This window comes from Candidatus Gracilibacteria bacterium (assembly GCA_010119145.1).
In the GTDB taxonomy this organism is placed as follows: Bacteria; Patescibacteriota; Gracilibacteria; order BD1-5; family UBA6164; genus JAACSU01.
This window is the reverse complement of the sequence record JAACSU010000007.1, coordinates 589012-601354: the sequence shown is the minus strand read 5'-3', so window position 1 is coordinate 601354 and position 12343 is coordinate 589012. Positions and strand designations below refer to the sequence as shown.

The following is a 12343-nucleotide window of genomic DNA, read 5'->3' as shown; positions in this document are numbered from 1 at the left end:
CTTAAATATTATTTTCAAAGTTCAGGATGTCTAATGAGATATTCGCCAAGTTTAATAGTTTGTGTTCTCGCGGAGTCTATTATCTTGATTTTTGGATACTTCAAACTTATATGTTCGTAAAATACCGTGTAATGTGTACAAGCAAGAATAATACTATCAATTCACTGTAAAATAAGTGAGTCGATTCTACGCTCGAGGTACTCTAAGGTATATTTATGTTCTTGCATTCAGGCTTCTATAAATCCTGCTAGTTCTGGAGTTTCAAGTGCTATGAGTGTGTGATGATCTGAAAGTTTTGCAATTTCTCGTTCATATTTTCAAGAGTTTACGGTAAATTTAGTCCCGATAAGCCCTATATTTTTGTGTGAAATCATCACAGCAATTTCAACAGATGGAATAATACATCATAGTATTTTTTTATCAGGATAGGTATCTTGTAAATGTCTGAGTGTTTCAGCGCAAATGGTATTGCAGGCAATGAGTATCAAGTTACAATCTCTCTTCCATAAATCTAAACATCAAGCTTCTGCGAGTTTGTAGATTTCTTCTCCAGATTTATTTCCATAGGGTGCATTTTTGTGGTCAAGATAGGTCTCATACTTATATTGTGGAAAGTGAGATTTTATATCAAGTAGGGCATAGTGTCCACCCATTCAAGAATCTAGAATTCAAATCTTAAGCATACTATTTTTTATAATAATTATTATGAGCATTTTTAATTAATGCTTCTTGAATATACAGTAATTCTGGAAAGTCTAAGTAGTGATGGAGTCTCTTTGACTCGTGATAATCTTTTGTCCAGTTTTTAAATAAATATCATTTATTAAAGCAAAAGAACTCTGCTTCGATAATATCTACTATTTTTACGAACTTACTTTCAAGTGATTTTCGTTCTTCATACTCATTATATGCTGAAACAAATTTTGACTGTATTTCTTTTGGAAGTTTGGTAGGAAAAGTCTCCATAGCATGCTTTTCTTGTTCTCATTTAGCATTGTGATTTTCGCTATTACTCGGATCTAAATCCTCATCACCCGTTTCTGCTTCTATAAGATCATGATACATTATAAGTTTGCAAACTTTTTTCATATCTAAATCGTATTTTCATGGAGCTAGGTGATGTAGTTTCTCTTCCAGGTAATCAGCAATAAGAAACATACTCCAAGTATGTGCTGCGACTGATTCTTTGTCACCTTTGAGTCTGTTTCAAAAACGATAGGTAAATTTGAGTTTCATAGCTTCTTGCATTTTGAGAGCATCTTGTAAAACTTCATTATTCATGGTACAATTTTAATTATTGTGATTTATATGCTAAAATATATTCAATATTATCTTATTGTAAAATATGAAGTCCATTGAACAAACAAGTTCTCCAGAGGAATATATTTTATATATGTTTCAAATTAATCAGTGAACAGGCTTTAGTGAAGATTTTAAAACAAGTCTACTTTCTCCACTCATTGGATATTTTTCTGAAAAAGAGGAAACATTTGCTCTTATGTATTTATGATGAAATACTTTAGAATGAGTCTGTAATAAATTTTCTTCTTACAAAGATTTTCTTCAATCAATCGGACAAAAACCCAAAGTACGTACTTTTATGGAAAAACATTGAATTAAACAAGAAGACCTTATGAAAGTTTTGTGAGATATTTTGAGTCCCTATAGTGATTGAGAGTTTGATTCTGATTTTGAATCTCTGAGGCAACATGTACTTACGTATGATTGAGAAAAAAATAGAGTGAGAGAGAGCTTAGAGAATTTTTTAAAAAAATATTTTCCTCAAGCAAAAGAAATTGCAAAGAAATGACAAATTGAGTTACATCTCACGAGCTACAAAGCTCAAGTTCTTGAAAAAATTCGTGAAGTCATATGATAATTATTTTCAATATTTTTCTACTATTTGGCTTATATTTGAATATTTTTTAGAAAAAAATCTATTTCCTGTAATAGTTTTTTTTATGAAATAATTATCCCAATATATTGAATTTTTGTTCCAGAGATCTGGTAACTCTCAAATTCAGAGTGTATAGAATGTTTTTGCGAGTTCTTGCTTTCCGAGATTTTCAAATATAGTAGCACAAAAGAAATAATTCTCAGCTGATGAAAACTCTGATACGAGTGTATTACAGAGTTCTTGTCTATTAGCCTCATTTATAATCTGGACTTTGATGTTTTCTTGACTTACAAGTCATTCGAGCCTTGCGGCTGAATCGTATTCTCATTGTTGCAAGAGGGCTGCAGGAGTCGCAAATATTTGAATAGATTTTTCACTATTTCACTGAGCAAGTGCTATTTCTGATTGTACTAAATTCAAACATCAAATAGCTCAAAGCAGAGAAATGAGGGAAAAGAGTGTGAGGAGTCATATTCTCTTTTTTTGATCACATTCATTTGAAACATCTCCAAATTTATTATAAATATTGTCTTTTTCTATTGAAGTAATAATAAGAATGATGAGTACATATGAAGCTATAGAAAAATAATGAAATATTCAAAATATACAGAATATTATAAGTGCAATTACTTTTGGACTGAGTCATTTTTTTATTTCTTGAATGAGGAAATAAAAAAGAAACATAACAAATGTAATTCACAGTAATCAGAAGCTATAGAATATATCTAAATAACTATTATGAGCTCTATCTGCTGTAAATCCATAGTTTTCAAAGATGTAGAGTTCAGGGACTTTAAAAGCATTAAAATAATAGGGAAGAGTTTCAGGTCATGCTCCTATAAATATATTTTTTAAGTTTGAGAAAATAATAAGAAGTGTCGTTTTCCAAATATAAAAACGAGAAAGAAAAGAGTGAAGTTTTTCTGGAAGAAATACAATCATCACATAACAAAAAAATAAAAGTGTTCATATAAAAAGTAAACACAAATAAACACGTACTAATTTTTTATTGAACAATCTACAAACAGAATCAATGAACTCTCTATTTGAAAATGAAATTATATATCCATAGTAGAGAATAAGTATAATATAGGCTGTAAAGGATTTTGTAAGTAATATTGTGAGAGTAAATAATATTACAAGAGAATTCTTGAGAAACTTATTTTTTACACTTTTTGTAAGTGGAATAATAATAACAATTATTCATGCAAGATAATTGGGGTGTCAAAAGGTCCCAACAGCTCTTTTTGTAAGTTCACCATAATCATAGCTAGGCATAAAATATTCCTTGAAGCCAATGAGTGATGCTATTGATATGCTTATAATACTAACATATAATAGTTTTTTAATGAATGTTACTTCTAATTGTCTGAGAATCAAATAGAGTAGTAAGAGGTTGAAATACATCAAAGCTGTATGTCATTTTTCAGTATCTCAAATCAATGAAGTAAATGGGGAAATGGAGAAATAGGTGGAGAGTCATAACATACTCAGTACAAATACCAGTATGAAGATTGTAGTACTATTATGAGGAACTTGAGCCAATTTTTCAGATTGACTGAGATTCCTGAAAAAATATTTCTCATAGAGAAATACCAGTAAAATAAGACTCACAACGATATTAAAAAACATTACTTTTGTAAACTCAAAGTTTCCATTGATTGTAAAGTACAGAGGAATTCAGAGAGTAGGCAAAATCTTTGCATGGATAATTGGTATCAATGCACAGAGAATCAAAAATAAGTATTTTGTAAATCTCATAATCTAAGCAGTTATTTTTGAGAACAATTTAGGTATTTGAGGAAATATACTTTCCATTTTTATAATTTCTCTTACTTCAAACCATCAATAATCTTTGATTTCTTTTTCTTGTATTTTAAATTTTGGCATTGATTCTTGCTTTACTTCCGCGTGAAATATATATTCACATTTTTTTACTTCTCAAAATTTCTTTGAATTATAATAGATTTTATACATAGCCAGTGGGAGAACTTGGCTCTTGATGTTCTCAAGTTCAAAATCATCCTTTGCTCCTAAAAACTTCATTTTCAAATTAAACTCTTCTTTAATTTCTCTTTTCATTGCTTGATGGAGCGTCTCTCACTCATCCACATGTCCTCCAGGCAGAGTCCAAATATCAGACTTATGATGTTGGACCAACAAGTATTTTCATTCTTCATTTTTCAGAAGTGCTCGTACAACTTGTCGCATAAGATTAAAAGTGAATGAAATAGTCTCTCTATTTTAGGAAATATTGCCTAAAAATAAAGTTTTTATTCACAAATTTCTCCTACTAAAAAAAATACTATATCTTATAATACTCATTATAAAACGGAGCAATAGCAGCTTTGAATGCTGCTGAGAATTCATCAGTTCTGGTAAGCATATCATTGGACCAGGCTCCCATACTGCCATTTTCACTGCGAATATCTGTATTTCAAGAAAGTTCTCACATTATTGGTCAGAGTTCGAGTCATTCTTGATAGAGTTTTTTCTCAATCAAACTTGGAACTTCCATCATAGGAGAAAAACCATAGTGTCACTCAGATTGATTATTTTCAATGTATACGACTCAAAATATGTATTTTTTATTTCAAATACTACTTGTACCTCACTCTATTCAAATATAAAAATCTGCAGTTTCAAGAGTTTTGAGATTTGTAGCTCTATTTTTAGCTCACAGCATAACTTCATCAAGAGAGAGTGGCATATCAGAGATTTCACTTGCTACATTGTGAGGAAAATACTCTATTTCTGAAAGTATATCTTGAAAATACGGGCAATCTAAAATTCATTTTTTAATTCATTCTAATTTTGGAAGCCTCGTGGTTCCGATTGCTATTTTCATGTAGAAAAAATATGTAAATATTAACTAAATTCCTTAATCATATAAGTTCATTCGAGATGATATCCTCGTTTTTCATAATAAGCTTGTACTCCGACTCCAGCAATAACAGCCATTCGAGTTACTCCTGAATGTTTGGCTGCAAGTTTCTCAGCTTCTATTAGAAGTTTTTTTCAAAACCCTATATGTTGCCCGAAACTTGATCACTTTTGATTGATAGATAGTTGGTCTCCAAAAGTATGTATTTCTCTGACAATTGCAGCTCATTTGAGTTCTGGAATATAGTCAGTGATGTCGTTTAAGAGTACTCTGTTTGGGTCTCTATTTTCTGCTTGCGATTTTGCAGCGTCTGTTGTCATGTCATAGAGTTGTTGCGATTCTGGTTTCACAATAAAACTTGGGATTCTGAGTCTGAGGAGAGAAAATATGGTTCTATCTGCAGGGTCTTCATAAGTGAGAAGATACTCTATTCCATCTGAGGCTTCGTATTCAAATACGTTGAGCTCTGCGTCTTGAGGATTATTAGTTTTATCTTTAATTTCCCTACTTCGGATATCTGTCATGATTCTTCATTCAGCGAGCAGTTTATCCTCAACCAGTTGACGGAGATTAGAGAGGGTAGATCCATGAAGTATTTCACTGGCAGGAATATCTCTATACGTTCTGTTGATTCGAACATACTCTGGGATAATCATCTCCAGTTCACACATAAGGTCGATGAGCGTCTCGTCGTCATAGGCAGTAAATCATCCAGCTTTCCAGATATCTGTGAGTTCAGACTTATCTGTTACCATCATCGGATAGATTTTTAGCTCATCTGGTCTATAAAGTTGGTTTTCAAAACATTCCTTCATACTTGCTATATCACCCTCAGGTGTTGCACCCATAAGATTTGGCATCATATGTGCGACTACTTTGAACCCAGCATCTTTAAGCATTTTTGTTCCTCCAATAGATTCATAGTTCCCATGTCCTCGTTTATTGAGTTCATTAATTGCGTCATCCGTTGTTTGGTATCCAATTTCTACTCTGGTTACTCCGTAACTTCGTAGTCTCACTATTTCCTCAGGAGTAATCCAATCAGGTCGAGTCTCTATTGCGATTCAAATAATTCTATTCTTCGCTGATTCGTTATTTTTTTTCGCTTCTGTAAAATCAGCTGATTCATACATTTTAAATCATTCTCTGAGTTTAAAACTCGCAAATCTATCATGTTCAAAATCAGTTTTTTCTATATGAGGCTTCATCGCTTCGTAGCTATTAAAAGCATCATATATTCACTTCATGAATTCTTCTTGATATCCATGTGGATAAAATGACCAAGTTCCACCTATGATTCTGATATCATTTTTTTCTATTTTGTGTCATGTTACTTCAAGAGCTCGGAGTCGATTATGAATTTGAAGGATTGGATCAAACTTATTGAGCTCAGCTCGCATCACAGCTGGTTCATGTGGGATATATGATTTTGGGAGACCTTCAAAAGTTGGGCAGTAAACACAGAGTCCAGGACATCCCCAAAATTTTGTAAGCAGAGATATTACAGTGACACCTGAGAGACTTCGAACCCCTCGTTTTCGTAAGAGTCGTCTGAAATTTTCATCTTCAGGAAATTCTCAAGCTATTACTCGGTTATCATAACGTTCTAAGATTCTGATACTTGGAAATGGTTTTGGTACGTCATAACTCTTATAAATATCATTTTTTATTTTATGAAAGGCTTGTTTTGAAAATCCTGAATCCTTCTCAACTTGAATAAGCCCAGCATTGATGATTAGGTCGAGAATGTCTTGAGTGTTTTGCATAAAGTTTTGTATGTTAATTGACTCAGGATTATAAAGAATAATTGTAATTTTCAAAAACTTATTTATAATACTAGACAATATTTATAAATATGATTTACATAGAATTGGTATGCAAAAATTACGTTGACTTAATGATAGAATTGTATCTTCAATAACACATGAACCTTTAAATAAATTATTGCATCCTGTAAGTGTTTTTTCTAAAAATATTTGAGATTTATTATCTCTATGAGAGCGTCTGTCTCGACTTGATTATAGGGCAGAATCGACATTGAATGTTGTAGATTTTGATGATACTTTATATTCAAGATATGAACAATTGCAATTAAAAGGTTTTCAGGATAATAGAGGGGAGATGGGAAATAAATTTGTACGAGAAAATTTTTGATTTAGAAAATTTATAGAGAAATTCTATTCCAGATCCAGAGCCGTTGAAAAAATCTTATGAGTTGTAGAGTCTCAGACAGAAACTCATACATCACTTATTCTCACTGCTGGGATGCAAGATTTACAAGAATTAAAAGTAGATTCACTTGATATATGTAGAGAGAGTGTTGCGCTTATTACGGTTGATTTTGCTCTAAAAAAACCTCTAGAACTTATCAAATATATTATTGATACACTGAAGTATGTTCCTTGAAAAATAATTATTTACGAAGATAAACCAGAATGTTTTGAATGAGAAATGCAATCAATCAGACAACTGCTTCCAAAAACCGAGATAGTTGTAGATAAAGTATTTTTAAATCCTCCTTGAATGATGAAACAGATACATTCAATAGAACAAAATATTTATAAAGTCTAATTTTTATTGTACCACTTTCTATAATCTTGGAAGTCCACCAATATTATTTTGCATCAAAAAATTTGTATATTCTTGTACAGCTTCTGAGTCATCAAGATTAATTTGATTCAGTTTCTCAACGGCATCTGTACTTTTTTGAGATACGTCACTCATCTGAGAATATGAAGCAATAAGATTTTCCAAAAACTTTCTTTGATTCTCGTACTCATTGAGTTCATTTAAATTTCCAGAAAAAACAATAGCATTCATGTCTTCGCTTTTTACTCATCCTGATTGATTATATTCTCAGGTATTGTAGCTATCAGAAAGATTATATTTTCAGTGAATTACGAGATTATTACTTTGAATAATTTCAAGCAGTTCATTACTGCTATCATCACTCGATGTTATACTAGGAAGTGCAACAATTATATCCCTACCGTCACTTTTTACGTAACTTACTCGTTCATTATAGTTTCAAATATTAAATGCTGTGATTTCAGCAGCATAGGTATGTGAGATAAAAGGGGATTTGGTAATTTCTTCTCATTCAAATATAGTTGAAATTTGATACTCTTGAGAATTATTGAGAAGAGAATAAGAATACTCAATCCCGAGAGATGGATCAACGGGTTTTTTAGAAAGCCTTTTTACAGCTTTGTGAGCACTATCTCAAAATGTTCATTGGTACCAAACCACACTTCAACTCAGAGTTATTTCACGAGCTTTGTCTGGGATTGGAAATCTTCATTCATCAATTGCAGAGAGTTCAAGGGATTTTTGAATATTTCTTACTTCTGTAATTCTAACAGAATCTCTTGATCCCTTAGAAAAATTGATATAGGATATAAATCCCATAGTAGATAAGAGAGATAAAATAGTTATAACTATTACGAGCTCAATCAATGTAAACGCACTTTTTTTGTCGAAACTTTTCATAAAAATATATGATATTAAATAATGGGATACTAAATGTAATCTATTATTTTAAAAAAGTAAAATTTTAGACAGTTTATTTTTAATGAAGTACTTTGAGTTATTTTAATCGAGAATATTTGACGTTATTTTCAGGAGTTTCTGAATGATTTCTTCCTGTGAATCTATACTTTGAAAACCACTTGCTTGTAAGTGTCCACCTCATCAGAATGTCTGACAAATAGCATTTACATCATACCCTGATTGACTCCGCATTGATACTTTATTCTCACTTAAACCAAGAGGATAGAGAAGAAATGCGATTTTTGTTCCTTCTATATTTATAAGGACATCGTTTATAAATCATTTGAGATATCATCCAATATCTTCTTTATTTATTCAAGTTATACTTCGTAAATCATCGACTGAGATACTACTGTAGGAGAATGTTTGAGCGTCGTTTTGTTTTAAATTTCTCAGCGCGATTTTCCACAGTTCTATTTCTATAATACTTCGAGATTTAAAACATTTTTCAATTGGGAGTCTAAAATCAGCTCAAAGTTCTATCAGTTTTGCTCAAGCTAAAAGCGTTTCTTTTCTGGTATTATTCGTAAAGTACATATTCGTATCAGTCTGAAGTCCTGTGTAGAAAAAAGTTGCTACTTCAGGGCTTACGTGACTCTCAAGTCAGAGCTCTACTATAATTTGTACCATCATCTCACATACGCTACTCGCTTTCGTATCAATAATATTAAGATTTCAAAAAGCAGGGTTTGATATATGATGATCGATCACCACAAGTGTTTTAGTCTGAAAATATTTTTTATATTTTTTATAAATATTTCAAAGTCTATCTTCGTCAGCAGCATCCAGAGAAATAATAAGATCAGGGTTATAAGCTTCAACATCAAGTTCGGCTTGAACTATTTCAGTATTTCATAGGAAATCTAGAAATGGAGGGACAGGGCAGTCGTTTATTCATACTACTTCCTTTCCTAAACTTTTTAGTATTAGAGCAAGTCATCCAAGACTTCCCCAGGCATCTCAATCCATTCTTATATGATTTATAAGGAGTATTTTGTGAGAATTATGAATAAGTTCTCAGAGTTTTTGTATTTCGTTTTGCATAACTCTCTCTTGAATTCTCTCCCTTTTCAAGGGAAAGAAGCTGCAAGTTCAGTTTTAAATAATAAAAAAATCTCTATAAGTATAGAAATTTTTTGATAAATGTGAAGCTAATTCAAAAATCTAGACAATAAAAAAGACTGAGTATTTTGGGTAAAATTGACTCAGTCATTAAGTGTCCAGATTCACTTCCTGTGACGTTAAATATGGTTGTTTGTTGTCCAGGGGAATAAGGATCGGTTTTGAAAAACTAATCCTTGTTTTTCATGAAATTCATAGCGATTCTTTCGAACGTTTCTGAATTTCTAGAATCAAACCTCCCTTGGGTAATTATTTAAAAGGTATTCACCATCCTTATTTGTTTTTATTTTTGTTCAGTAAAGAACTTTTTTTGTTTTTTGTATGTGAGTTTTTGGTGTTATACTTGCTCCTAAAACTATTTCTTTGAAATAATCTTGAGAGCAAGTATAATCTTTCTCACGTTTTTGTTTTTATTTTTGTTTATTTAACCAAAGGCTAAACAAAATTTTTGTGGGTTTCGGGTTGCTTGTTAGATTTTTACAAGACCCATACTCGAGAAGTAAGATTCTGTTATGTAAGGAACATCAGTAAATTACAGATGTAACTTACATATCTATTATATCTCATATTCTCCATACGCTCAAATATTTGTGTACTTTTTTATAAATAAAGTTTTTAAAACATCATTTTTTGTGTATAAATAGGGAAGAACTACTGTGAAGAAAAGGTGAAGATAATTTAAAATACTTCCTTGAAATACATCTAAAATACTCTAAAAAATGAGCACTAAAACTTAGTCTTGTACAAATAAATGACACAAAGAGTAAGAACACTGTAAGAATGTTAAAAACTTGTAAATAAGACTCATTTAAACAACCCAATACCCTATGAAAGCAGAAGCAGCCTACAAATTATCTCAAAATTTTATAGCCAAAGAAACAAAGAATTTCACAAAAAAAGAATTTTCTGAACTCTGAAAATTAGTCTCTTATCACGCTACACTTTATTATGAATCAGAAAATCCTGTTATTTCTGATGTAGAATATGACACTTTATTTAAAAAGTTGGAAGAACTTGAACTGAGATTTGCTACGAACGTTCAAATTTCTCATAAAGTTTGAAGTTCACTGAAGCAATCAAGCTTTTGAAAGGTGGATCACTCTCGCTCGATGATTAGTTTAGACAATACCTATAATGAAGAGGATTTAAGAGACTTTGATACTCGAGTAAAAAAAATATCTAAATCAGACGATTTATCCTATATGATTGAGTTCAAATTTGATGGATTAGGTATTGAGCTCATATATGAGGATGGCATACTTACACAAGCCATTACACGGTGAAATGGAGTAACGTGAGAAGATGTCACTGAAAATGTGAAGCAAATCTCTAATATTCCAAAAAAAATAGAGAGAACTTGAACCTTTGAAGTGAGGTGAGAGGTTGTTATGCCACTTTCGAGTTTTGAAAGACTCAATACTGAAGCAAAAGAATCTGGATGAAAGATATTTTCAAACCCGAGAAATGCAGCTTCAGGAAGTTTGCGAGTTTTAGACATAGAAATAACTAAAAAACGTGATCTTAAATATTTTGCATATGATGTGAGTGATACTAAGAGTTTAACTGTTGAGTTATCAGAAAAATCATGAGGATCTGCTGAATATGCTGACATGATAGGGTATCTAGAGTCTCTTGGTTTTGATATTTCTTCATATTTTATTAAAGGTAAGGATATCTCTGAAGTTATAGAAAATATTCATAACATTGGAGAAATAAAAAAACAAATAGATTTTGAGATTGATGGATTGGTTCTTAAGGTCAATGATATGAATCTATGGAATACTATTTGATTTACCGAACATCATCCAAGGTACGCTATTGCTTATAAATTTCCTGCTGAAATAGTCACTACTAAGCTTATATCCGTAGATCATAGTGTTGGGAGGACTGGGACTATTACTCCAGTAGCAAATTTAGATCCTGTTACTATTGGCTGAGCCATTATTCGTAGAGCGACGCTTCACAATTATGAAGAAATAGAGAAACTCTGAGTCAAAGTTTGAGATATAGTTTTTTTGAAACGTGCTTGAGAAGTAATTCCAAAGATTATTTCAGTAGCAACCAGTGTTTGAAATGAATGAATATTGCCTCCAAAAAATTGTCCAAGCTGTGATTTCGAAGTAAAAAAAGATCAAGAAAAGGTCAGATATTATTGCCCAAACTCTTATGGCTGTCCAGCTCAAATGAGAGAAAAAATTGCTTTTGCAGTAGGAAAACAGTGATTTAATATCGACTGATTTTGAGAAAAACAAGCAGAGCTCTTCTATACTTTATGATTTATTAATACTTTTTGAGATATATTTAAACTTAAAAAGTATAAAGACAACATCTTATCACTTGATTGATTCCAGGAAAAATCTGTGAATAAACTGCTTGATGGAATAGAAAAAGTAAGAAATACTAATATTATTTCAGTTTTAAAAGCACTTTGAATTCCTGGAGTAGGGAAGAAGACTGCTAAAACTCTCGCAACACTGATTCACAGTGAAAGAGACATACTCTCAAATGAGTTTTTGAATCTAGAAATACTCGAGTCACTCCCTGATATTGGTCCAGAAGTTGCAGAAAGTGTTATACTCTTTTTTACGAATCATAGATGAATCGTTGAACAACTCCTTGAGGAGGTGAATGTACAGTTTTCACAAAAAGTTAAATTTACTGATGGTACGTTTACAGGCAAGAAGGTATGTATTACGGGGAGTTTTGACTGATATAGTCGTGATGAACTGGTTGAAATCCTTGAAAAACAAGGATGAAGTTTCGTTGGTTCTATTTCTAAAAATACTGATTACTTGCTTGCTTGAGACAAAGCTGGAAGTAAACTCAAAAAGGCAAATGAACTCTGAGTAGAAGTACTGAGTTTAGAAGCGTTTATTTCATAGTGCATATTT

Annotated in this window: 11 protein-coding genes; 3 read left to right on the top strand and 8 right to left on the bottom strand. The window is 31.6% G+C overall.

What is annotated here, in order from left to right; genetic code table 25:
- Nucleotides 1-8: 8 nt before the first annotated feature.
- Together GW846_03440 and GW846_03435 are read right to left on the bottom strand one after the other, a co-directional pair.
- Entirely contained in the window at nucleotides 9-683 is a 675-nt protein-coding gene (locus GW846_03440) for a hypothetical protein (GenBank protein NDK09806.1), read from the bottom strand.
- A 1-nt stretch (nucleotide 684) separates the two neighbouring features.
- Nucleotides 685-1281 (bottom strand): HD domain-containing protein, encoded by a 597-nt coding sequence (locus GW846_03435; GenBank protein NDK09805.1) that lies wholly within the window; start codon nucleotides 1279-1281, stop codon nucleotides 685-687.
- Nucleotides 1282-1345: 64 nt separating this feature from the next.
- Between GW846_03435 and GW846_03430 the strand changes: the two genes are divergently transcribed.
- A complete protein-coding gene (locus GW846_03430; GenBank protein ID NDK09804.1) occupies nucleotides 1346-1879 on the top strand; it encodes a hypothetical protein in 534 nt (177 codons plus the stop codon).
- On the opposite strand, the gene GW846_03425 is transcribed toward GW846_03430, so the two are convergent.
- The 4 genes from GW846_03425 to GW846_03410 form a co-directional block, all read right to left on the bottom strand.
- Nucleotides 1880-3592, bottom strand: a complete 1713-nt coding sequence (locus tag GW846_03425) for a hypothetical protein (protein NDK09803.1) — start codon at nucleotides 3590-3592, stop codon at nucleotides 1880-1882.
- 69 nt (nucleotides 3593-3661) lie between these two features.
- On the bottom strand, nucleotides 3662-4108 hold the full coding sequence (locus GW846_03420) for an NUDIX hydrolase (GenBank protein NDK09802.1): 447 nt from the start codon (nucleotides 4106-4108) through the stop codon (nucleotides 3662-3664).
- A 94-nt stretch (nucleotides 4109-4202) separates the two neighbouring features.
- Nucleotides 4203-4745: a DUF84 family protein gene (locus tag GW846_03415; GenBank protein NDK09801.1), complete on the bottom strand. Its 543-nt coding sequence runs from the start codon at nucleotides 4743-4745 to the stop codon at nucleotides 4203-4205.
- A 20-nt stretch (nucleotides 4746-4765) separates the two neighbouring features.
- Nucleotides 4766-6547 carry a tRNA uridine(34) 5-carboxymethylaminomethyl modification radical SAM/GNAT enzyme Elp3 gene (locus GW846_03410; GenBank protein ID NDK09800.1) on the bottom strand — a complete coding sequence of 594 codons (1782 nt, stop codon included), beginning with the start codon at nucleotides 6545-6547 and terminating at the stop codon, nucleotides 4766-4768.
- 109 nt (nucleotides 6548-6656) lie between these two features.
- Here GW846_03410 and GW846_03405 point away from each other — a divergent pair, with 109 nt between their 5' ends.
- Entirely contained in the window at nucleotides 6657-7352 is a 696-nt protein-coding gene (locus tag GW846_03405) for a hypothetical protein (protein NDK09799.1), read from the top strand.
- Between the two features lie 18 nt (nucleotides 7353-7370).
- On the opposite strand, the gene GW846_03400 is transcribed toward GW846_03405, so the two are convergent.
- Both GW846_03400 and GW846_03395 read right to left on the bottom strand, forming a co-directional pair.
- Nucleotides 7371-8270 (bottom strand): type II secretion system protein, encoded by a 900-nt coding sequence (locus GW846_03400; protein ID NDK09798.1) that lies wholly within the window; start codon nucleotides 8268-8270, stop codon nucleotides 7371-7373.
- A gap of 102 nt (nucleotides 8271-8372) precedes the next feature.
- Nucleotides 8373-9374, bottom strand: coding sequence for a bifunctional oligoribonuclease/PAP phosphatase NrnA (locus GW846_03395; protein ID NDK09797.1), 1002 nt, complete (start codon nucleotides 9372-9374; stop codon nucleotides 8373-8375).
- A gap of 905 nt (nucleotides 9375-10279) precedes the next feature.
- On the opposite strand from GW846_03395, the gene ligA reads away from it, so the two are divergent.
- Nucleotides 10280-12334, top strand: a complete 2055-nt coding sequence (ligA, locus tag GW846_03390; protein NDK09796.1) for an NAD-dependent DNA ligase LigA — start codon at nucleotides 10280-10282, stop codon at nucleotides 12332-12334.
- Nucleotides 12335-12343: the final 9 nt, after the last annotated feature.